At 65.5% G+C, this 22,721-nt stretch carries 17 protein-coding genes, 1 tRNA gene and 1 other RNA gene; 7 read left to right on the forward strand and 12 right to left on the reverse strand.

Annotation, left to right across the window (positions count from 1 at the left end; all coding sequences use genetic code 11):
- Positions 1 to 31 precede the first annotated feature (31 nt).
- The 7 genes from cmk to gyrA form a co-directional block, all read right to left on the reverse strand.
- The gene (gene cmk, locus JANGC3_RS0113205; RefSeq protein ID WP_017876965.1) at positions 32 to 700 is read right to left on the reverse strand and encodes a (d)CMP kinase; all 669 of its coding nucleotides are present in this window, start codon (positions 698 to 700) and stop codon (positions 32 to 34) included.
- 136 nt (positions 701 to 836) lie between these two features.
- Entirely contained in the window at positions 837 to 2,198 is a 1,362-nt protein-coding gene (aroA, locus tag JANGC3_RS0113210) for a 3-phosphoshikimate 1-carboxyvinyltransferase (protein ID WP_017876966.1), read from the reverse strand.
- 46 nt (positions 2,199 to 2,244) lie between these two features.
- A complete protein-coding gene (locus JANGC3_RS0113215; protein ID WP_017876967.1) occupies positions 2,245 to 3,159 on the reverse strand; it encodes a prephenate dehydrogenase in 915 nt (304 codons plus the stop codon).
- 4 nt (positions 3,160 to 3,163) lie between these two features.
- Complete coding sequence (hisC, locus tag JANGC3_RS0113220) at positions 3,164 to 4,270, reverse strand: histidinol-phosphate transaminase (protein ID WP_017876968.1); 1,107 nt, start codon at positions 4,268 to 4,270, stop codon at positions 3,164 to 3,166.
- Positions 4,271 to 4,301: 31 nt separating this feature from the next.
- Complete coding sequence (gene pheA, locus JANGC3_RS0113225) at positions 4,302 to 5,372, reverse strand: prephenate dehydratase (RefSeq protein WP_026132932.1); 1,071 nt, start codon at positions 5,370 to 5,372, stop codon at positions 4,302 to 4,304.
- 43 nt (positions 5,373 to 5,415) lie between these two features.
- On the reverse strand, positions 5,416 to 6,510 hold the full coding sequence (serC, locus tag JANGC3_RS0113230) for a 3-phosphoserine/phosphohydroxythreonine transaminase (RefSeq protein WP_017876970.1): 1,095 nt from the start codon (positions 6,508 to 6,510) through the stop codon (positions 5,416 to 5,418).
- Positions 6,511 to 6,779: 269 nt separating this feature from the next.
- A complete protein-coding gene (gyrA, locus tag JANGC3_RS0113235; protein ID WP_026132933.1) occupies positions 6,780 to 9,413 on the reverse strand; it encodes a DNA gyrase subunit A in 2,634 nt (877 codons plus the stop codon).
- Between the two features lie 526 nt (positions 9,414 to 9,939).
- Between gyrA and ompA the strand changes: the two genes are divergently transcribed.
- From ompA to JANGC3_RS0113260, 6 genes are all read left to right on the forward strand, one after another.
- Positions 9,940 to 10,647 (forward strand): outer membrane protein OmpA, encoded by a 708-nt coding sequence (gene ompA, locus JANGC3_RS29255; RefSeq protein ID WP_035787691.1) that lies wholly within the window; start codon positions 9,940 to 9,942, stop codon positions 10,645 to 10,647.
- Positions 10,648 to 10,839: 192 nt separating this feature from the next.
- Positions 10,840 to 11,538: a bifunctional 2-polyprenyl-6-hydroxyphenol methylase/3-demethylubiquinol 3-O-methyltransferase UbiG gene (gene ubiG, locus JANGC3_RS0113245; protein ID WP_017876973.1), complete on the forward strand. Its 699-nt coding sequence runs from the start codon at positions 10,840 to 10,842 to the stop codon at positions 11,536 to 11,538.
- Positions 11,539 to 11,605: 67 nt separating this feature from the next.
- Positions 11,606 to 12,313 (forward strand): HAD family hydrolase, encoded by a 708-nt coding sequence (locus JANGC3_RS0113250; RefSeq protein ID WP_017876974.1) that lies wholly within the window; start codon positions 11,606 to 11,608, stop codon positions 12,311 to 12,313.
- 73 nt (positions 12,314 to 12,386) lie between these two features.
- Positions 12,387 to 12,747, forward strand: a transfer-messenger RNA (tmRNA) gene (gene ssrA, locus JANGC3_RS31580).
- Between the two features lie 388 nt (positions 12,748 to 13,135).
- A complete protein-coding gene (locus JANGC3_RS32680; protein ID WP_157406603.1) occupies positions 13,136 to 13,315 on the forward strand; it encodes a hypothetical protein in 180 nt (59 codons plus the stop codon).
- The gene (locus tag JANGC3_RS0113260; protein WP_026132934.1) at positions 13,308 to 13,997 is read left to right on the forward strand and encodes a DUF3334 family protein; all 690 of its coding nucleotides are present in this window, start codon (positions 13,308 to 13,310) and stop codon (positions 13,995 to 13,997) included. Before JANGC3_RS32680 ends, JANGC3_RS0113260 begins: the two co-directional genes overlap by 8 nt.
- Positions 13,998 to 14,098: 101 nt before the next feature.
- Here the strand turns inward: JANGC3_RS0113260 and JANGC3_RS0113265 are convergent, their stop codons facing one another.
- The gene (locus tag JANGC3_RS0113265) at positions 14,099 to 15,082 is read right to left on the reverse strand and encodes an Lnb N-terminal periplasmic domain-containing protein (protein WP_017876977.1); all 984 of its coding nucleotides are present in this window, start codon (positions 15,080 to 15,082) and stop codon (positions 14,099 to 14,101) included.
- 211 nt (positions 15,083 to 15,293) lie between these two features.
- On the opposite strand from JANGC3_RS0113265, the gene JANGC3_RS0113270 reads away from it, so the two are divergent.
- Entirely contained in the window at positions 15,294 to 19,331 is a 4,038-nt protein-coding gene (locus tag JANGC3_RS0113270) for a Pls/PosA family non-ribosomal peptide synthetase (RefSeq protein ID WP_026132935.1), read from the forward strand.
- A gap of 113 nt (positions 19,332 to 19,444) precedes the next feature.
- On the opposite strand, the gene JANGC3_RS0113275 is transcribed toward JANGC3_RS0113270, so the two are convergent.
- The 4 genes from JANGC3_RS0113275 to JANGC3_RS0113290 all read right to left on the reverse strand — a co-directional run bounded on the left by JANGC3_RS0113275 (position 19,445) and on the right by JANGC3_RS0113290 (position 22,690).
- Positions 19,445 to 19,957 (reverse strand): GNAT family N-acetyltransferase, encoded by a 513-nt coding sequence (locus tag JANGC3_RS0113275; RefSeq protein ID WP_157406605.1) that lies wholly within the window; start codon positions 19,955 to 19,957, stop codon positions 19,445 to 19,447.
- Positions 19,958 to 20,149: 192 nt separating this feature from the next.
- A tRNA-Gln gene (locus JANGC3_RS0113280) sits at positions 20,150 to 20,226 on the reverse strand.
- Between the two features lie 94 nt (positions 20,227 to 20,320).
- Complete coding sequence (locus tag JANGC3_RS0113285; RefSeq protein ID WP_026132936.1) at positions 20,321 to 21,172, reverse strand: PA4780 family RIO1-like protein kinase; 852 nt, start codon at positions 21,170 to 21,172, stop codon at positions 20,321 to 20,323.
- A gap of 255 nt (positions 21,173 to 21,427) precedes the next feature.
- Positions 21,428 to 22,690, reverse strand: a complete 1,263-nt coding sequence (locus tag JANGC3_RS0113290; RefSeq protein ID WP_017876981.1) for a D-amino acid dehydrogenase — start codon at positions 22,688 to 22,690, stop codon at positions 21,428 to 21,430.
- Positions 22,691 to 22,721: the final 31 nt, after the last annotated feature.

Raw genomic sequence — 22,721 nt, forward strand, 5'->3', positions numbered from 1 at the left:
GCCACGGGCACCACGGTAGTACTGATACGCACTACTTTGCCGCCGCCGCATGCCATTTCAGCACCAAATCGACGGCCTCATCGGCAGTCATATTCGACGTATCGAGCACATGAGCACCCTCTGCGGGGACCAGGGGCGCGATCGCACGGTGAGTATCACGTGCGTCTCGCGCATTCAAATCCATCAGAAGGTCTTCTATACTAGCAGAAATTCCCTTGTCAATCAATTGCTTATATCGGCGTTGCGCCCTAGCCTCGGCGCTGGCGGTCAGGAACACCTTCAGCGGGGCGTGCGGGAAGATCACCGTGCCCATGTCGCGCCCGTCGGCGACCAGGCCCGGCGCCTTGCGGAAACCCAGTTGCAGCGCGAACAGGGCCTGGCGCACGGCCGGCAGCGCGGCGATTTTCGAGGCGGTGTTGCCGACGCTTTCGGCGCGGATGGCGTCGGTGACGTTCTCGTTGGCCAGCAGGATCTCGCCGCCGGCGAAACTGCAGGGCAAATGCTCGGCCAGCTTGGCCAGCGCGTGCTCGTCGCCCAGGTCGGTGCCGCGGCGCAGCGCCGTCAGCGCCGTCAGGCGGTACAGCGCGCCGGAGTCGAGGTAGTGGAAGCCGAGCTTGTCGGCGACGCGGTGCGCCACCGTGCCCTTGCCGGAGGCGGTCGGACCGTCGATGGTGATGACTGGGTAGTGGGATGTGGTCATAATCTTCTTTTTGTTGATACGTCAATTCCTAACCAGAAAACCGGGGACAGACGGGGACGCCGAGTCCACGTTTTTCGAGAAATGTTTCTCGAAAAACGTGGTCTGTCCCCGGCCGCCTCCGGCGACGCCTTGGCGTTTAAAACAGGTCTTCGCGGGCGATGCCGGCGAACGCCTCGAAATACTCGGGGAAGGTCTTGGCGACGCATTTCGGGTCGTTGATGCGCATCGCGTTGCCGCGCCGCGCCGCGCCGTCCAGCGTGGCCAGCGAGAAGCACATCGCCATGCGGTGGTCGTCGTAGGTGTCGATGGTCGCCGCGGCGATCGCCGCCGGCGGCGTCACGCGCAGGTAGTCGGCGCCCTCCTCGACCTCGGCGCCGAGCTTGCGCAACTCGCAGGCCATGGCCGCGATGCGGTCGGTTTCCTTGACGCGCCAGCTGGCGATGTTGCGCAGCGTGCTGGTGCCGTCGGCGTACAGCGCGGCGATGGCGATCGTCATGGCGGCGTCGGGGATGTGGTTGAAGTCGGCGTCGATGGCCTTGAGCACGCCGTTCGAGGTGGCCTCGATCCAGGTGTCGCCCATGGTGATGGTGGCGCCCATCTGCTCCAACGCGGCGACGAAGCGCACGTCGCCCTGGATGCTGTCGCGCCCGACGCCCTCGACCCGCACCGGCCCGCCGGCGATGGCGCCGGCGGCCAGGAAGTAGGACGCCGACGAGGCGTCGCCCTCGACGTGGATAACGCCCGGGCTTGTATACTTCTGCCCCGGCTGCACGGTGAACGACTGCCAGCCGTCCTGCTCGACGACGACGCCGAAGCGGCGCATCAGGTTCAGCGTGATTTCAATGTAGGGCTTGGAGATCAGCTCGCCGACGACGTCGATCGACACCGCGTGCTGGCGCGCCATCAACGGCGCCACCATCAGCAGCGCGGTCAGGAACTGGCTCGAAACGTTGCCGCGCACCGACATGCGCTGGGCGTGCAGGTGGCCGCGGCGGATGCGCAGCGGCGGGAAGCCCTGGTTGCCGGTGTACTCGATCTGCGCGCCGACCGCGTTGAGGGCGTCCACCAGGTCGCCGATCGGCCGCTCGTGCATGCGCGCCACCCCGTGCAGCGTGTAGTCGCCGCCGATGACGGCCAGCGCCGCCGTCAGCGGACGGATGGCGGTGCCGGCGTTGCCCATGAAGAGGTCGGCAGCGTGGTTCGGGAAGACCCCGCCGGCGCCGTGCACGTGGTGCACCTGGTGCAGCGTTTCGGGGCGGCTCTGCCCCTCCTGCTCCTCCTGCTCCCAGTGCACACCCAGCTGCGTGAGCGCGCCGAGCATGACGAAGGTGTCGTCCGAGGCCAGCAGGTCGATGATCTTGGTCGTGCCTTCGGCCAGCGCGGCCAGCAGCAGCACGCGGTTCGAAATGCTCTTCGAGCCGGGCAGGCGCACCGTGCCGTGCACCTGCATGACGGGTTTCAAATCGAGATGGTGCGGGTAGTGTTTTTGCTGCGTCATGCGGTTTCGTCCTTGTCTGCTTGTGTGCGAATATCGCTATTCCTATCTATTCCGCCTGGTCGGCCGGCTGCGGCGCCTCGGCGCTTTCGATCGCCCCGGTCCACTGCCGGCGCGCGCGCTGGGCGTTGGCGTAGACCGCCTCGATGGCGGTGCCGTCGCCGGCCGCCAGCATGGCGCGCAGGCCGGTCAATTGTGCCAGATAAGCGTCCAGCTCGGTCAACAACGCGCCCTGGTTGGCCAGGCTGATGTCGCGCCACATCTCCGGCGACGAGCCGGCGATGCGGGTGAAGTCGCGAAAGCCGCTGGCGGCGTACTGGAACAGCAGGTCGGCGTGCGGCTTGTTGGCGATGTCGTCGACCAGCGCGTAGGCCAGCAAATGCGGCAGGTGGCTGACGGCGGCGAACACCTTGTCGTGCTCCTGCGGCGTCAGCTGGTGGATGACGGCGCCGCAGGCGCGCCAGGCGGCGGCGACGCGCTCGACGTCGGCCGGAACGTTTTCCGCCAGCGCCGTCAGCACCGTCTTCTTGCCCCGGTACAGGTCGACGATGGCGGCGTCCGGACCGTTCGACTCGCGCCCGGCGATCGGATGGCCCGGCACGAACTGCGCCAGCTTGCCACCCAGCGCCCGGCGCGCCGCCACCACCACGTCGCTCTTGGTGCTGCCGGCGTCGGTGACCACGGTGCCCGCTTGCAGGTGCGGCCGCAGCGCCGCCAGGATGTTCTCGGTCTGCGCCACCGGCGCGGCGATCAGCACCAAATCGGCGTCGCGCATGGCCTCGGCCATGTCGGCGCCGACGCTGTCGATGATGCCCAGCTCCAGCGCGCGCGCCAGCGAGGCCTGCGAGCGCCCCATGCCGACCACGTGGCCGACCGCGCCGGCCTGTTTCAGCGCGCGGGCGAACGAGCCGCCGATCAGGCCGACGCCGAAAATGACGATTTTATTGAGTGCGGGCGTCGCCATAACGTCAGGCCAGTGCCTTCGTCAGCGCGGCGATCAGCACCGCGTTTTCCCGCGGCAGGCCGATGGAAACGCGCAACCACCGCGGCAGGCCGTAGTTGCCGACCGGGCGCACGATCACGCCCCGCTTGAGCAGGGCCAGGTTGACGCGGGCGCCGGCGCCGTCGTCGTCGCCGACCCGCACCATGACGAAATTGCCGTACGAGGGCACGTACTCCAGCCCGAGCGCGGCGAAGGCCTCGGTGAACTGGCGGTAGCCGGCGGCGTTGTTGGCCGCGCCCTTGGCCAGGAAGGCGCCGTCGTTGAGGGCGGCGACGGCGGCGGCCTGCGCCATCGAATTGACGTTGAAGGGTTGGCGGATGCGGTTCATCAGGTCCGTCAGCGCCGGCTGGGCGATGGCGAAGCCGACCCGCAGCCCGGCCAGGCCGTAGGCCTTCGAGAAGGTGCGCGACACCAGCAGGTTCGGGTATTGCTTGACCCAGGCGGCCGATTCGTACTGCTGCTCGGGCGCCAGGAATTCGTTGTAGGCCTCGTCGAGCACCACCACCACGTGCGCCGGCACCTGCCGGATGAAGTCTTCGATCTGCACCGCCGGGATGAAGGTGCCGGTCGGGTTGTTCGGGTTGGCGATGAAGACCAGGCGGGTGTCGGCGTCGATCGCCGCGGCCATCGCCGGCAGGTCGTGGCCGTAGTCGCTGGCCGCCACCACGATGGCGCGCGCGCCCACGCCCTGGGTCGCCAGCGCGTAGACGGCGAACGAGTACTGCGCGTAGAGCACCGCCTGGCCCTGCCGCACGAAGGCGTGCGCGGCGATTTCCAGAATGTCGTTGCTGCCGTTGCCCAGCGTGATCCAGTCGGCCGGCACGGCGTAGCGTTCGGCCAGCGCGGCCTTCAGCTCGAAGCCGTTGGCGTCGGGGTAGCGGCCGATGTCGCTGGCGGCCTGCAACATCGCCGCGCGCGCCGAATCCGGCACGCCGAAGGGATTCTCGTTCGACGCCAGCTTGACGATGGCGGCCTCGTCGAGGCCGAATTCGCGCGCGACTTCCGCGATGGGTTTGCCGGCCTGGTAAGGGGCGATGGCGCGGACGTACTCGGGACCGAATTGTGTAGGCATAAAATTAGTCTGTGAATTTACTGTATATCTATTAGAGGCTGACCGGGTAGGAACCCAGTACTTTGAAGAAGGCGGCGTTGCTCTTGAGCTCGGCCAGCGCCAGCGCCACGGCGGCGTCGTCGGCGTGGCCGACCACGTCGACATAGAAGTAGTACTCCCAGCTGCCCAGGCGCGCCGGGCGCGACTCGAAGCGCGACATCGACACGCCGTGCCTGGCCAGCGGCGCCAGCAACTGGTACATGGCGCCGGCCTTGTTCGGCACCGCCAGCACCAGCGAGGTCTGATCGGCGCCCGACGGCGTGGTCTGCAAATGGCCGATCACGGCGAAACGGGTGCGGTTGTGGGCGTCGTCCTGGATGTGCGCCTGCACCACGCCAAGCTGGTACTGGCGCCCCGCCATCTCGCTGGCGATGGCCGCCATGGCCGGGTCCAGGCCGGCCATGCGCGCGGCCTCGGCGTTCGAGGCGACGGCGCGCCGCTCGATGTTCGGATAGTGCACGTTGAGCCAGGCCTGGCACTGCGCCAGCGCCTGCGAATGGGCGCAGATGACGCCGACGCCCTCCATCGCGCCGCTCTTCGTCATCAGGCTGTGGTGGACGTCGATGGCCACCTCGCCGCTGATGATCAGGCTGGTCTGCATCAGCAGGTCGAGCGTGCGGTTGACCGCGCCCTCGGACGAATTCTCGATCGGCACGACGCCGAAATCGGCGGTGCCGGCTTCGGCGGCGCGGAACACCTCGTCGATGGAGGCGCACGGCAAGGCCTCGACGGCGCTGCCGAACTGCTTGTAGACGGCCTGCTCGGTGAAGGTGCCGACCGGGCCCAGGTAGGCCACGGTGACGCGCTTTTCCAGCGAGCGGCAGGCCGACATGATTTCACGGAAAATCGTTTGCAGCTCGCCGCTGCCCATCGGCCCGGGGTTGCGCTCGGCCACGCCGCGCAGCACCTGCGCCTCGCGCTCCGGGCGGAACACCGGCGCCATGGTTTCGGCCTTCACATGGCCGACCTCTTGCGCCAGGCGCGCGCGGCGGTTCAATAAATCGAGGATTTGCGCGTCGATCGCGTCGATTTGCTCGCGCAACGGTTTTAATTTGTCTGTCATTGTCTGCGTGGGGCTAATTGTGTGTCGATCTTTGCCGCGGGACTTACTTGCCGCGGCCCGCGAAGTGGTTCAAATAATCGACCAGGGCTTGCACGCCCTCGATCGGCATCGCGTTGTAGATCGATGCGCGCATACCGCCGACGGACTTGTGGCCCTTCAGTTGCAGCAGGCCGCGCTGCTTGGCGCCGGCCAGGAATGCTTCGTTTTTGCTCTCGTCGCGCAGGAAGAACGGGATCGTCATGCGCGAGCGGTTTTCAGCGGCGATGCGGTTATGGTAGAAGTCGTCGGCGTCCAGCGCCGCGTACAGCAGCGCCGCTTTTTCGATGTTGCGCTTCTCCATCGCCGCCACGCCGCCCTGGCGTTTCAGCCACTGGAACACCAGGCCGGCGATGTAGATCGCGTAGGTCGGCGGCGTGTTGTACATCGAGTCGTGCTGCGCCACCACGCTCCAGTCGAACGCCGACGGGCAGATCGGCAGGGCCGCGCCGAGCAGGTCCTCGCGCACGATGACCAGGGTCAGGCCGGCCGGGCCGATGTTCTTTTGCGCGCCGCCGAAGATGACGCCGTATTTCGACACGTCGATGACGCGCGACAGGATGTGCGAGGACATGTCGGCGACGATGGTGGTGTCGCCGGCCAGCTCGGGCGCGAAGGCGTACTCGACGCCGTCGATGGTTTCGTTGGTGCAGATGTGCAGGTAGGCGGCGCCCGGCGTGAGTGTCCAGTCGGACTGCGGCGGCACGCGGTTGTAGCCGTCGGCCTGCGACGAGGCGGCGACGTTGACGTTGGCGTACTTGGCCGCCTCCTTGATCGACTTGCCCGACCAGGAACCGGTGTGGACGAAGTCGACCGTGGCCGGCTGCGGCTTGCGCCCGACCAGGTTCAGCGGCACGATGGCGTTCTCGCCCAGGCCGCCGCCCTGCAGGAACAGGATCTTGTAGTTGTCGGGCACGGCCAGCAACTCGCGCAGGTCGCGCACGGCGCCCTGGTAGATCGAGATGAATTCGGGGCCGCGGTGGCTCATTTCCATAACGGACATTCCGCTGCCGTGCCAGTCGAGCATTTCGGCGGCCGCTTGCGCCAGCACTTCTTTGGGCAGCACGGCCGGGCCGGCGGAGAAATTATAGATGTGCGTCACGTTGCGATCCTTTGAGTACTAGTTGGTTTGCCTTGCTACGATATTCTAATGGACACAGCGGAACCGCGTTGACCGCCGTGGTGATTACCCCAATAAACAAACCGGCGACTGACTTAAAACCAACGGCGCGGCGCGTAGGTCGGGTTAGCGCGGAGTAAGCCGACAGGAGCCGCCGCGGGGGCGCGAGCAATCGAACAACAGCGGCGCCGCTCGTAACTGGGGCCGGGTTGTTCGCTAAAACAAGCCCGGCCCCCGCTGCGCTACCCGCCTTATTCCGCCGGTTTCGCTTCCGGACCGGCTTCCAGTTCGACGTCGTCGACGTCGGCCTCGACGATGCGTTGCAGGCCGGACAGCTTGGTGCCGTCCTCGACCGCGATCAGCGTCACGCCTTGCGTGGCGCGGCCCATTTCACGGATCTCCGCCACGCGCGTGCGGATCAGCACGCCCCCGGTGGTGATCAGCATGATCTCGTCGCTCTCCTCCACCAGCGTGGCGGCCACGACGCGGCCGTTGCGTTCGCTGGTCTGGATCGCGATCATGCCCTTGGTGCCGCGGCCGTGGCGAGTGTATTCGGTGATCGGGGTACGCTTGCCGAAGCCGTTTTCCGTTGCCGTCAACACCGACTGCTGCTCGTTCTCGGCCACCAGCAGGGCGATCACGTGCTGCCCCTCTTCCAGGTTCATGCCGCGCACGCCGCGGGCGGTGCGGCCCATCGGGCGCACGTCGTTCTCGTCGAAGCGCACCGCCTTGCCGGAGTCGGAGAACAACATCACGTCGTGCTGGCCGTCGGTCAGCGCGGCGCCGATCAAGAAGTCGCCGTCGTCGAGGTCGACGGCGATGATGCCGGCCTTGCGCGGGTTGCTGAAGTCCTTCAGCGGCGTCTTCTTGACGGTGCCCAGGCTGGTCGACATGAACACGTAATGGTCTTCCGGGAAAACCCGGTTGTCGCCCGACAGCGGCAAGATCACGGTGATCTTCTCGTTGTCTTGCAGCGGGAACATGTTGACGATCGGCTTGCCGCGCGAATTGCGCGAGCCCTGCGGCACTTCCCACACCTTCAGCCAGTACATGCGGCCGCGGTCGGAGAAGCACAGGATGTAGTCGTGCGTGTTGGCGATGAAGAGCTGGTCGATCCAGTCCTCTTCCTTGGTCGCCATGGCCTGCTTGCCGCGCCCGCCGCGCTTTTGCGCGCGGTACTCGGAAATCGGCTGCGCCTTCATGTAACCGGTGTGCGACAAGGTCACGACCATGTCCTGCGGCGTGATCAAGTCTTCGGTTTCCAGGTCGGTGGCGTTGAGTTCGATCTGCGAACGGCGCACGTCCTTGTTGCCCTCGCCATATTCGTTCTTGGCCAGCGTCAGCTCGTCGGTGATGATGATGGTGACGCGCTCCGGCTTGGACAGGATGTCCAGCAAGTCGGCGATGTGCGTCATGACGTCTTTGTATTCGTTGACGATCTTGTCCTGCTCCAGGCCGGTCAGGCGCTGCAGACGCATCTGCAAAATCTCTTGCGCCTGGTCGTCCGACAGCTTGTACAGGCCGTCGCTCTGCATGCCGTAGTGCTTCGGCAGGTGCTCGGGACGGAAGGCGTCGATGCCGCCGACGGTGGTGCCGTCGCCGGTGCGCGCCAACATCTCGCGCACGACCGAGGAATCCCACGGCCGGTTCATCAGCTCGACCTTGGCGATCGGCGGCGTCGGCGCGGCCTTGATGATGGCGATGAAATCGTCGATGTTGGCCAGCGCCACGGCCAGGCCTTCGAGCACGTGGCCGCGCTCGCGCGCCTTGCGCAGTTCGAACACGGTGCGCCGCGTCACCACTTCGCGGCGGTGGGCCAGGAAGCATTGCAGCATCTGCTTCAAGTTCAGCAGGCGCGGCTGGCCGTCGACCAGCGCCACCATGTTCATGCCGAAGGTGTCTTGCAACTGGGTCTGCTTGTACAGGTTGTTGAGCACCACTTCCGGCACTTCGTTGCGCTTCAGTTCGATGACCACGCGCATGCCCGACTTGTCGGACTCGTCGCGGATGTCGGAGATGCCGTCGAGCTTTTTGTCGCGCACGTTTTCGGCGATGCGTTCCAGCAGCGACTTCTTGTTCACCTGGAACGGCAGCTCGTCGACGATGATGGCGATGCGCCCGCCCTCCTTGCCGAATTCCTCGAAGTGGGTCTTGGCGCGCATGACGACGCGGCCGCGGCCGGTGCGGTAGCCGTCGCGCACGCCGGAGACGCCATAAATAATACCGGCGGTCGGGAAGTCCGGCGCCGGAATGATTTCAATCAACTCGTCGATGCTGCAGTCGGGGTTGCGCAGCACGTGCAGCGCGCCGTCGATGACCTCGGTGATGTTGTGCGGCGGAATGTTGGTCGCCATGCCGACCGCGATGCCGGTGGCGCCGTTGATCAGCAGGTTAGGGATCTTGGTCGGCAGCACCGACGGCTCTTTTTCCTTGCCGTCGTAGTTCGGTACAAAGTCGACGGTATCCTTGTCGATGTCGGCCAGGATCTCGCTGGCGATTTTGTCGAGGCGGCACTCGGTGTAACGCATCGCTGCGGCGCTGTCGCCGTCGACGGAGCCGAAGTTGCCCTGGCCGTCGACCAGCGTGTAGCGCAGCGAGAAGTCCTGCGCCATGCGCACCAGCGTGTCGTAAATCGAGGCGTCGCCGTGCGGGTGGAATTTACCCATGGTCTCGCCGACGACGCGGGCGCACTTGACGTAAGGGCGGTTCCACACGTTGTTCATTTCATGCATCGCATACAAGACGCGGCGGTGCACCGGCTTCAAGCCGTCGCGCACATCCGGCAGGGCCCGGCCGACGATCACGCTCATGGCGTAATCGAGGTAGCTCTTGCGCATCTCTTCTTCGAGGGAAATAGGGATTGTTTCTTTTGCGAATTGATCCATTGGCGGTTCGACTGATCTCAGGCTGTGGTTAACTTATCTGCTACGCAATGTATGACGCAATACTGCATATCCGGGGCGGCTGCTGCATGGGTGCTGGGCGGTTGGGCTTGCTACCATGTTTTCAACAGTCAAGCATGGGATTTTAACATGCGCGACCTTCTTCCAGCGCAATTCCGACGCCGCCCAAGCGCACCGCTCCGGGGCGCGTGCGCCGCGCGGCGCCGCGCCGGCGCACGGCGCAACGGCGGCGACTGCCCAGCAAACAGGCAAATCAAGTGAAAGTTGTCATAAGAGTGTAACAATATCTTACGGACGTTGCACAAAAACAACGACAAGTCTAAAATCCGGGAAACTTTGATTTAACCACCGGCGTGCGAACTTGTCGCCTGTGGCAAAATGAATGAGAAGTTAATTGCTAGTTTCGCAATCTGAAACGAGCGTTGCTAACCTGCATGTTAATATGATTTATGCAGGTCCAGTCGCGCAGTGTATTTCTGCGGATATCACCCCCCGAAAGGAAAAAATAATGAATAAATTTGTAACGCTGTTTTTTGCTGCATCCGCAGTGATTGCTGGCACGGCTTCGGCCCAAACCCCAACGTCGCCGCCATTCGCACCAGTGACCACCGACATCAAAGCACCGACGCCAAAAAGCGCCTACGTGCAAGATGCACGCGGCGTCATCGCTCGTGACCCGTTCGGCCTGTGCTGGCGCACCGGCTACTGGACACCAGCTGACGCGGTGCCAGGTTGCGACGTGCCACTGTGCGTTGCTCCAGAAACCCTGGTTGACGGCAAATGCGTTGCACCAGCAGTAGCACCAGCTCCAGCTCCAGCCCCAGCACCAGCCGTGCGTCCAGCTCCAGCTCCAGCGCCAATCTCGGAAAAAGTCAGCTTCGCAGCCGACGCCCTGTTCGATTTCGACAAAGCCGTTCTGAAACCAGAAGGCAAAGCGAAACTGGACGACCTGAGCTCGAAATTGGGCGGCATCAACCTGGAAGTCATCATCGCTGTCGGCCACACCGACTCCGTTGGTACCGATGCCTACAACCAGAAACTGTCGATCCGTCGTTCGGAAGCCGTCAAAGCGTATCTGGTTTCGAAAGGTATCGAAACCAACCGCGTGTACACCGAAGGCAAAGGCGAGAAACAACCTGTTGCTGATAACAAATCGGCAGCTGGCCGCGAGAAAAATCGCCGCGTAGAAATCGAAGTCGTCGGCACCCGCAAATAATATTGCCGGTTAAAACGACGCTCGCTTCCCGCGAACGATAAAAAACCCCGCCTCGGCGGGGTTTTTTTATGCCCGAAACAAACCGCCGCCGAGGCGCGGGATCCGACCCTCGGGGTCCCCCTTCCCAACCCCCGTCGGGTTTTTTGCAGCGCCGCCTATTGAATCGACCAAATTGCCGTTATGATTCCACCTATGAACGCCGACCCTATCGAAATCCAAAAATTCAGTGAGCTGGCCCATCGTTGGTGGGACCCCACATCCGAGTTTCGTCCTTTGCACGAAATCAACCCCCTGCGCCTCGAATGGATCAACGCGCGCGCGCCGCTGGCCGGCCGCCGCGTCATCGACATCGGCTGCGGCGGCGGCATCCTGGCCGAATCGATGGCCAAAAAAGGCGCCCAGGTGACCGGCATCGACCTGTCCGAGAAGGCGCTGAAAGTGGCCGACCTGCACAGCCTGGAGTCGGGCGCGCAGGTGCGCTACCAGCTGATCGCGGCCGAAGCGATGGCCGAGCAGGAAGCGGGCCAGTACGACGTCGTGACCTGCATGGAAATGCTGGAACACGTGCCGGACCCGGCCGCCATCGTGCGCGCCTGCGCGACGCTGGTAAAACCGGGCGGCCAGGTGTTCTTCTCCACGCTGAACCGCAACCCGAAAGCCTACCTGTTCGCCATCCTGGGGGCCGAATACCTGCTGCGCATGCTACCCAAGGGCACCCACGACTACGACAAATTCATCACCCCGGCCGAACTGTCGCAATACGCCCGCAGCGCGCAACTGGACGTGAACGCCATGAAAGGCCTGGGATACAATCCGCTGAGCAAGATCTATTCGCTCAACGACGACACCAGCGTCAACTACCTGGTCGCCTGCAGCCGTCCGCCGCTGTAAATCCGACGCCCCCCGACCAATCGCACGGCGGCCGCGGCCGCCGCCCACAGCCTACCCGAATCCCGCCATGACCACCCGAAACCAACCATCCGCCCCGCTCGCCATCCTGTTCGACCTCGACGGCACCCTGGCCGACACCGCGCCCGACCTGGCGGCGGCCGTGAATTTGTTGCGCGAAGCGCGCGGCCTGGACGCCACGCCCTACCCGCTGCTGCGCCCGACCGCCTCGGCGGGAGCGCGCGGCATGATCGGCGCGGCCTTCGGCATCGCCCCGGAAGAAGCCGGCTACGACGAACTGCGCGACGCCTTCCTGGCCAACTACGAAACGGCGCTGGCGGTGCGCAGCAGCCTGTTCGACGGCGTGCCGGCGCTGCTCGACGGCCTCGTCGAACTGGGCCTGGCCTGGGGCGTCGTCACCAACAAGGCGGCGCGCTTCACCGACCCGCTGGTCGGCCAGATCGGCCTGGGCGGCGCCGGCTGCGTCATCTCGGGCGACACCATGGCGCACGCCAAGCCGCACCCGGCGCCGCTGCTGGAAGCGGCGCGCCGGCTCGGGCTGGCGCCGGAGCAATGCTGGTACGTCGGCGACGACCTGCGCGACATCCAGGCCGGGCGCGCGGCGGGCATGCTAACGGTGGCCTGCGCCTGGGGCTACTGCGGCGCGACCGAACCGCACAGCTGGGACGCCGACTACCTGCTGGACACGCCGCAAGCCTTGCTGGCACTGGTGCGCGACACCGTCGCGGGCGCCGGGCGCGGCGAACTGGCGGCGTAAAGCCGATGCCGGCGCGGGCGCGACGAATCGAGCCTGCGCGCCTGGGCGAATTGCGTTAGAATACAGATTCTGTGGGGACGACCAGGTTTCGACGTGGGTTGCAAAGCAGCGCAGGGCATACCGAGGGCAGGCTACCTCGTAAATACAACCTGAAAAAACTTAACTGCAAACGATAACTCGTACGCACTAGCAGCTTAATTGCTGTTAGCTCTACAACACTTCTTCCCTGGGGTGGGCCGTCAAAAGCTGTAGAGTCATTTACAGGGAATCGTATCTTGTCGGGTCACTTGGCAAAATACTAAATAATAGGTGACTCGCCTGTCCGCAGCGTGCGCGTCCGCGTCGTACGGGTTAAATCAAATGGCAGCGCTAAGTATGTAGAACTGTCTGTAGAGTGCTTGCGGACGCGGGTTCGATTCCCGCCGTCTCCACCACTGAATAAACAACAAGGCCCTCCCCGACGCAAGTCGGGGAGGGCCTTGTTGTTTATTCACCGCGTGCCGGCTGCGGGCACCGAATCCGCGTCCGGTACGGACGCGGGGCGTAGCAGGGAATTCGCGCCGCGTGCGGCGCGCCTGCGCAGCGACGTTGCGCTTGCAAGCGCAACGGCTCTCCGATTCTACTGACCAAGGTTTCATTCCACGCAAGCCAGGGAGTCTCTCCGATTCTACTGACCAAGGTTTCATTTCATGCAAGGCACCTTGCTCGAGGCAAGCCGACAATTCGCACAGAATGCATGAATAAGGTGGACGGAAGCTGAGCGCTTCAGTATTCTCACAGTATTCTGATGGGGCAACTGCCCTGTCCGAGCGGGGAGCCGGCATGGCAACTCTCCTGCTCAGCAAAGTACGCTTGTTTCGCGTTGCGCTGGCCGATGACATCGAACGCGGCAATGCAATAGCCCATCCGGTCGAGACCGTTAACAACAAAACACTCCGGGGCTATCGCAGCAATATCGGCGTAACGTATCATATAAAAATTACAGGGATTGGCAATGACTGAAGAAAAACGCGTTGTGTACGGAACCGAAGACCTGCTGACTGGTCTGTGTAACTCAGTTACACGCGTCTTGAACGTCGCTACGCAGAGCAAGGTTCACTACTCCGGCATGGTTCAGCGGATCACCAAGATTGGTTTGAAGCCCGACATCGGCTGCTTCGTGTTATTCGACGGCGGCTTTTCCGGTTTGGTAGTGCTGAACTTTGGCGCCGATACGGCGATGGAACTCTACGAACGGTACATGCTGCACATGGGCATGCCCAAGTCCGAGCTGGCCGGCTCCCACACCTCCGACGAGGTCTCGAATATCCTGGGCGAACTGATGAACCAGATCGTCGGCGACTTCACCGGCAAAGTCCGCCGTGAACTGCAAACCAACATCACCCAGAACCAGCCCAAAATGCTGGTGCTCAACAAGCAAGTGATGCTCAGCGTCGACACCCCGCTGGACCGCCCTGAGATGCGCCGCGTCTCGTTTTTCACCGAGAAAAACAACATCTTCTATCTGGAGCTGGCCATTGATCGCACCGAATTCATCAAATTGCATGAGTTCGATTCCGAGGAGGTGCTCGATCCAGACGCGTTGATGGATTTGGAGAATGCGAATCAGGAGGCGAGAAGCGCCCCGGCTTCCGTTGAACATGATGACGACAATTCGGATCTGCTGAGGTCTTTGGGCATGTAATCACCAGGGATGGCAGACAATGCCTCGCCGGCGCAAGTTGGCGAGGCTTTTTTTTATGTGTGCCGGCTTGGATGCGGACGCTGGGCGCGCGTCCGCTGGCCTTAGCGGCGCACGCGTTCGGAAAAGTCTTCCGCCCGGCCAGCCGCGCGCGCCTTGGCGGTCATGTGCGCGGCCCGCCGCAAGGCCGCGAAGTCGCCGCCTCCCAGCGCGCCGATGTCGTACAGGTAGCGGTCCAGGTAGCCCGACGCCAGCAAGCGCCAGTCCAGCGACAGCGCGGGATTGATGTGCCGCGCCATCTCGAATACGATGGTGGTGCAGTTGGCCGTCAGCGTGTTGTAGAAGCGCGGCGCGCGTTTCAGCCGGTCGCCCTCGCCCAGGTAGGCCAGGAACAGCGCGCGCTTTGCCGCCGCCGGCATCGTCAAGCGGTACAAATACATGTCCTCGTCGCGCACGTTCGTGCGCACCCGCAGGATGTCGCCCTCGTCGGCCGCCACCAGCACCATTTCGTAGCGCTTGAAAAAACCCTCGACGGCGGAGAAGCTTTCACCGCGTTCCTTGCGGATTTCAATGGAAAACGTCAGATAGCGGCCGTCGTCGAAGCCGAACGACACCAGCGTGTGCGCGATGGCCGGCCCCATCCAATAGGACATGGCCACGTCAACCGAGCGCAGCCGGTCCAAATCGTATTGCCGCGATTCCCAACGCTCGGTGTAGTCGGCGTCGCTGCGCCAGTCGAAGTTGCGCACCTGGTCGAGCGTGACGATGCTGCCGTCGACCCGGCTGCCGAGCATGCGCGCGACGTCGGCGGCCCACAGGCGCTGGTGCGTCGGCGCGATGCTGCTCCACCAACACAGCAGCAATACGAAAGCGGACAGCCAGGGCAGCAGCATGCGCGCCTGCGGCCGCCACCAGCACAGTGCCACGGTCGCGACGCCAAAGGCGGCCCACAGCGACACCGCCAGCGTGCGCGCCGCCACGCCACCGGGCAACTGGTACCACAGCGCCAGGCCGCCCCACATCGTCGACAGCGTCAAGACGAGCGAGCCGAGCATCATGCCCGCGGTGTAGAGAAACGGTATTTTCATGCGCCAATTATAGGGCCTGACCCCGGCGCCATCGCGCCGCGCAAGCGGAACCTGACGTCGCGCCACCATCTTGCTCGGTCTTTTTGAAATATAGTTGATTTTGATGGCTTTTTTTCCGGAAATACGACTTCAACCGCCGGCAAAAAGCAAAAAATGTTGTATGTTGGGTGGTGGCGTGACACCGTTCGCGCCGAGCAACCAAGTCGCGTGAATGAACGATCAATCTTTGCTATCCCGCAGTACCCCCACGACCCACCCCGACATCCTGTACGGCGCCGTCGCCCCCTCCTTGCTGAAGGAGGAAATTCTCGCCGACCTGTTCGAGGCGAGCGTGCGCCGCGCCCCGGCGCAGGTGGCGCTGGTGTTCGACGGGCGCGAACTGACTTATCTTGAACTGGACCGGTTTGCCGACCTGGCGGCCGCGCGCCTGATCGAGCACGGGGTGCGCCCCGGCCACATGGTGGGGCTGTGGATGGAGCGCGGCATCGATCTGCTGGTGATGCAACTGGCGATCGCCAAGGCCGGCGCCGCCTGGCTGCCGGTCGACCAGGACACGCCGGTGGAGCGCCTGCAAGTGTGCCTCGACGACGCCGCCGCCGTCGGCGTCGTCAGCAGCGCCGGCCACGCCGAACGCCTGGGCGGCGCCGCCTGCCCGGTCTGGCGCGCCGAGGACTTGCTGGCCGCGCCGGAAGCGGGGCAGGCCTTGCGCCGCCGCGGCGCCGTCTCACCCGACCAGCCCGCTTACGTCATCTATACGTCCGGCTCGACCGGCAAGCCGAAGGGCATCCTGATCTCGCAGCGCAGCATTTGCCATTTCCTGCGCAGCGAAAACGCGGTGCTCGGCGTGCACGCCGGCGACCGCGTCTACCAGGGTTTCTCGCTCGCCTTCGACATGTCGTTCGAGGAAATCTGGATCAGTTACCTGGTCGGCGCCACGCTGTGGATCGGTCCCAAGGAAGTCGCCGGCGACCCGGAGGCGCTGCCGCGGCTGCTGTCGGCGAACCGGGTCAGCGTGCTGCACGCCGTGCCGACGCTGCTGGCCCTGTTCAGCGAAGACGTGGCGGGCCTGCGCCTGATCAACCTCGGCGGCGAGATGTGCCCCGAAACGCTGGTCGAGCGCTGGGCCCGCCCCGGCCGCCAGATCTTCAACACCTACGGTCCGACCGAGGCCACGGTCTCGGCCAGCCTGGCGCGGCTGGAGCCTGGCCGCGCCATCACCATCGGCACGCCGCTGCCCAACTACGGCTTGCTGGTGATCGACGCCGACGCGCCGGCGCTGGCGCTGCTGCCGCGCGGCGGCACCGGCGAGTTGTGCATCACCGGCCCCGGCCTGGCGGCCGGCTACCTCGGCCGCCCCGACTTGACGGCCGAAAAATTCCTCGACAATCCCTGGGCCAGCGGCGTCCACGACGCCCGCCTGTACCGCACCGGCGACCTGGCGCGCATCGAGGCCGACGGCGAAGTGCGCTGCCTGGGCCGCACCGACGACCAGGTGAAGCTGCGCGGTTTCCGCGTCGAGCTGGGCGAGATCGAGGCGGTGCTGGCGCAACAGCCGGGGGTCGGCACGGTCGCCGTGCTGCTGCGCAAGGACGACGGCATCGACCAACTGGTGGCTTATCTGGTGGCCGCCAACGGCGCCGACGAGCGCGCCCTCGCCGGCGCGGCCCTGCGGCCGGCCCTGGTCCAGGTGTTGCCGCCCTACATGGTGCCGGGCCGCTACCAGACGCTGCCGCTGATGCCGCGCCTGACCTCCGGCAAGATCGACCGCAAGGCGCTGCGCGCGCTGCCGCTGGCGGCCGCGCCGGAAGGCGCCGCCGGCGAGTCCGACCTGGCCGAAACCGCCGCCGAAAGCGCGCTGTTCGGCGCGCTGGCGCAACTGTTCCCCGGCCAGCCGATCCGCCGCCAGGCCGACTTTTTCGACGACCTCGGCGGCCACTCCTTTTTCGCCGCGCGCCTGGCGTCGGCGCTGCGCGCCGACCCGGCCTTCGCCCACGTGACGGTGCGCGACATTTACCACCACCGACAAATCGGCCGCATCGCCGCCGCGCTGGCCGAGGCCCCGGCGGCGGCGGCGGCCGAGCGCGACTGGACCGCGCCGTCGGCGCTGCGGCGCTGGACTTGCGGCGCGGCCCAGGCGCTGGCCGTGCCGCCGCTGGTGGCGCTGCGCATGGTGCAATGGCTGGCGCCCTTCTTCACCTACCACTATTTCACCGGCGATCCGGGCGACTCGGTGGCGCGCGCCGTCGCCGCCGCCATCGGCGTGTTCCTGCTGGCCACGCTGATGGAGTTCGTCGTCGCCATCGCCGGCAAGTGGCTTATCGGCGGCAGGCTGCGCGCCGGCTCCTATCCACTATGGGGTTGGACCTATTACCGCTGGTGGTTGTCCGACCGCCTGCTCGAAGCGGCCCCGGTCTACCTGCTGAGCGGCTCCTCGCTCTACAACTGGTGGTTGCGCGCGCTGGGCGCCAAGGTCGGGCGCGCGGTCATCATCGGCTCGGCGACGCTGCGCGCGCCGGACCTGCTGCGCATCGGCGACGGCGTGAGCATCGGCAACGCCGTGAACTTCGAGAACGCGCGGGTCGAGCGCGGCCGCCTGCTGCTCGGCGCGGTCAACCTGGACGACGACGCCTGCGTGGCCTCGTACTGCGTCCTCGAAGGCAACACCGGCGTCGGCAAGGCCGGCCACCTGCAGGGCCAGAGCGCGCTGGCGGACGGCGCCGCGGTGCCGGCCGGGCGCGTCTGGGGCGGCTCGCCCGCGCGCGACCTCGGCCCGTTCGCCCCGACGCTGCCGCCGCGCCCCGCCGTCGGCCCCCTGCGCCTGGCCGGCGAGGCGCTGTTCTTCGTATTCGGCATCGTGCTGGTGAGCACGCTGTTCTTCATGCCCGTGTTTCCCAGCTTCGTGCTGATCGACTGGCTCGACGAGCGCGGCGTGATGCCGTGGTTGCAGGGCAGCCAACTGGGCACGCAACTGGCGCGCTATTTCCTGCTGGCGTTTCCGGCCAGCGCGGTGCTGGTGCTGTTCACGGTGCTGGTGTCGGCGGCCATCCGCTGGGGCGGCATGCCGCGCCTGAAGCCGGGCCGCTCGGCCGTCCACAGCAACATCTATTGCTCCAAATGGCTGGTCAGCCACATCCAGGAATCGAGCTTGAACGTCTTGCACGGCATTTACGCCACCGTCTTCGCGCCGTACTGGTACCGCCTGCTGGGCGCCAAGGTCGGGCGCGACGCCGAGATTTCCACCGCGCTGGGCGTGGTGCCGGACATGCTCACGCTGGGCGACGAAACCTTCATCGCCGACGCCGTCATGCTGGGCGACGAGCAGATCGAGGGCGGCTGGATGACGATGCAGGCGACCGTGGTGTCGCACCGCAGCTTCGTCGGCAACGGCAGTTACATCCCGGACGGCACCGTGCTGCCCGAACGGGTGCTGGTCGGCGTGCACACCCACGCGCCCGAGAACGCGCGCATGGCCAGCGGCGACACCTGGCTGGGTTCGCCGCCGCTGCACCTGCCGGCGCGCGAGCAGGTCGGCGGCTATCCGGAGTCGCTGACCTACCGGCCCTCGTCGCTGCGGCGGCTCGGCCGCACCCTGGTTGAAACCTTCCGCATCGTCGCCCCGCACGCGCTGGTGATCGCCGTCGGCTACACCGTGGTGCTTGACGTGATGCCGGTGGCCGGCGCCGGACGCTGGGGCGAGGTGGCGTTCGACTTGACCGTGGCCGGCTTGCTTTACTGCATAGGCAACTATCTGTTCGTGCTGGCGTTCAAGTGGCTGCTGCTGGGCCGCTACCGCAAACGCGCCGCGCCGATGTGGACGCCGTTCGTCTGGCTCTCGGAGGGCGTGACCAACCTGTACGAGGGCATCGCCGTGCCGAATTTCATGCGCTACCTGCGCGGCACGCCGTGGTTGCCGGTGGCCCTGCGCCTGCTCGGCTGCAACATCGGCCGCGGCGTCTACCTCGACACCACCGACATCACCGAATTCGACTGCGTCTCGATCGGCGACTACAGCGAGTTGAACGCCCTCGCCTGCCCGCAAACCCATCTGTTCGAAGACCGCGTCATGAAAATCGACCGGGTCGACATCGGCAGCAAGGTCTACATGGGGCCGCGCAGCGCCGTCCTGTACAGCGCCAAGGTGGGCGACAACGCCCGCCTCGGTCCGCTGACGTTGGTGATGAAGGGCGAGCACATTCCCGCCGGCACCAGCTGGGCCGGCTGCCCGGCCGCGCCGGCGCGCGCTGAGTGAGCGGATTTCAAACCGATTTTGTAGGTCGGGCTAGCCCGCCAGGGCGTAACCCGACTGGCGTCGCAGCGGCCCGGCGTCGGCGTTCCTAATCCGACCTACGGCATACGGCAGGCTCACGCGTCGAGCATCAACACCATGCGATTTTCATCATAATAAACGCCGTCGCAATAAATCGAGCGGCGCTCGACGCCGGTGTGCTCAAAGCCCAACTTGGCGTACAGGGCGTTGGCCACCGCGCTGACGGCGCGCACCGACAGCGTCAGTTGCACTACGCCCGGCAGGGTCCGCGCGTAGGCGATGAGCGCCTGCATCAGGCGACGGGCGGCGCCGGTACCGCGCGCCTGGGGCGCGACATACACGCCCCAGACGCCGGCGCGGTGGCTGACATTGTCGATCTGCTCGCGCTTGAGTCCGGCCATACCCACCAATTCGGCGCCGGCGAACAATCCGAACACGCACTGAAACGGGGTTTCGACGATGCGTTGCGCCATCGCGTCGAGCGAATTGCGCAATTCCTCTTCGTGGCTGGACCAGAAAGCGGCGGGCGACTCGAGGGTGCCGGCCAGCCTCAGGGCGCGGGAAGCCTCGGCGTCGGCGGCGGCGGCGGTAAGCTTACGAATAATCATGTCGGACATAAACCTTAACGAACTATATTAACGAACGATATTAATTATATGTCATTCAATACATCGGCGAAGTGACGCCAACCGCGTTCGAACATTTGCCGAGGCAATGTAAATCAATTGACAGTGGGGCGAATCGAAAACAACGGGAGATAAAGTGGGAAGCAGAAGCCGGCGCGACGATCTTGCGGCATCTGGCAGGGGAAGAAGGATTCGAACCTTCGCGTGCCGGAATCAGAATCCGGTGCCTTAACCAGCTTGGCCATTCCCCTGCGGCTATAATAACATAAGTGTACGGTAACGCAAAATACATGGTTGCCTGATCGTCTACCCGGCAGGCCGGGCCGCCGCCGCCGGCAAGCGGCGTCAGCCCTGCGCTTCCATCTGCTGCCGGGCACGCTCCTCTTCCTCCTCGCGCGCCAGGGCGATTTCGCGGATCACCGCGCCGACGTCGGCGGGCCGCTCCGGCGCCGCCACCACGCCCGTCAGCGGCGTGTCCGGCGTCAGCAAGCCGGCCTCGTACAGTTTCCAGATTTCCGCGCCGTACTGGCTGCCCAGCAGCTCGGGCACGACGGCGCCGAAGAAGTTGGCCAGGTTGGTCACGTCGCGTTCGAGCATCGAGGCGGCCACGCTGCTGCCGGCCGCGTCCACCGCCTGCGGCAGGTCGATGATGACCGGGCCGATCGCGTCGACCAGAATGTTATATTCGGACAAGTCGCCGTGGATCACGCCGGCGCACAGCATCAGCACCACCTCGCGCAGCAGCGCGGCGTGGTAGGCCAGCGCCAGCTCGCGGTCCAGCTCGACGTCGTTCAGGCGCGGCGCGGCGTTGCCGTCGGCACCGGTGACCAGCTCCATCAGCAGCACGCCCTCGAAGCAGATGTAGGGCTTGGGCACGCGCACGCCGGCCGCCGCCAGCCGGTACAGCGCGTCCACTTCGGCGTTCTGCCACACCTCCTCGGCCATCTTGCGGCCGTAGCGCGTGCCCTTCTCCATCGCGCGCGCCTGGCGGCTGTTTTTCACGCGCCGCCCCTCCTGATAGGCGACCGCCTGGTGGAAGCTGCGTTCGTTGGCTTCCTTGTACACCTTGGCGCAGCGCACGTCGTCGCCGCAGCGCACCACGTAGACGGTGGCTTCCTTGCCGCTCATCAATTGGCGCATGACTTCGTCGATCAAGCCTTCTTCAACCAGGGGCTGGATTCTTTTTGGTGTTTTCATAGGGTGATGCCGCTGTGGCGTTGGCCGTCCGATCGGTCGATCGGAAGGCGTGGTGGGTGGCGCCGCAACAGGGCCGCGGGCGCCGCCGGTGTCGGCGTGCCCCATTATACAGTGCCGGCCTGGTGTTAAAAAACAACTACGCAGCGCAAGGCCGGACGGCCAAGGCAGGGGGATGCGGCGCCAGCCACTCGAAGCGGCCGGCACCGGGGGGGGATTGGCGGGCGGGACGGGGACGCCCCGTCCGCCAGCGGCGCCTTAGGCGGCGGCCGTTTGCAGCGCGCTGCTGTGCGGCGCGCGCGCGCCCAGCGCCTGCGCGACGACGTCGCCGATCATGTCGGCCGTCACCGCCGACAGGGTCCAGCCGAGGTGGCCGTGGCCGGTGTTATAGAACACGCAAGGCAGGCGGCCGCGGCCGACGCGCGGCAGCATGTTCGGCATCATCGGGCGCAGGCCGGCCCACGGCACCACGCTGCGCGTGCTCACGCCGGGGAAGCATTGCTCGACCCACTCGACGATTGGGCGGATGCGGTCGGCGCGGATGTCGCGGTTGTAGCCGTTGAACTCGGCCGTGCCGGCGACGCGGAAACGGTCGGCGCCGAAGCGGCTGCAGACCAGTTTGGTGGCGTCGTCGAGCAGGCTCACCGTCGGCGCCGCCGCCTGGCTTTGCGCGTCGTTCAGGTTGACGGTGATCGAGTAGCCCTTGACCGGGTAGATGTTGACGCGGTCGCCCAACGCCGCGCCCAGCGCGCGGCTGGCGCTGCCGGCGCAGATGACGACGCCGTCGAAGCGCGACGTGCTGGTCTGGTCGCCGCTGCCGACGGTAATGCTGGCGCCGCCGGCGTCGGCGCTGATCGCCTGCACGTCCTGGCCGTAGCGGCAATCGACACCCAGGCGCGCGATGGCGGCGGCCAGGCCGCTGGTGAATTTATGGATGTCGCCGGTGGCGTCGCTCTGGGTGAAGTGGCCGCCGTAGTATTTGCCGGCCAGCGTGGGTTCGATCGCCCGCATTTCCGCCGGCGTCACCGCGCGCCGTTCCAGCCCGCCCTGCGCCAGCAGCGTCGACACCGAGGCGGCGTGGTCGAAGCCGGCCTTGTCGCGGTAGATGTGCAGGATGCCTTTTTGCTTGAGGTCGAAGTCGATACCCTCCTCCTCGGCCCAGGCGTACAGGTGCTGGCGCGCGGCGATCGCCAGGCGCACGGTCTCGACGGTATTCTTGTTGTAATGCGGGATGGCGGCGATGAACTCGGCGAACCAGGTCAGCTTGTGCCAGCTCGGCTTCGGGTTGACCAGCAGCGGCGCGTCGCTCTTGAGCATCCACTTGATGCCCTTGAGCATGGTCGACCAGTGGTTCCACACCTCCGAGTTCGAGGCCGACAACTGGCCGCCGTTGGCGAACGAGGTGTCCATCGCGGCGTAACGGTGTTTTTCGATCAGGGTGACGGCAAAGCCGCGTTTGGCCAGCGCGTAGGCGGTGGTGACGCCGGTGATTCCGCCGCCGATAACTGCAATAGTTTTCATACTCGTCAAGCTCCAACACGTCGGGGTTCAA

Origin of the sequence: Janthinobacterium sp. CG3, assembly GCF_000344615.1 — a bacterium.
Lineage (GTDB): Bacteria > Pseudomonadota > Gammaproteobacteria > Burkholderiales > Burkholderiaceae_D > Janthinobacterium.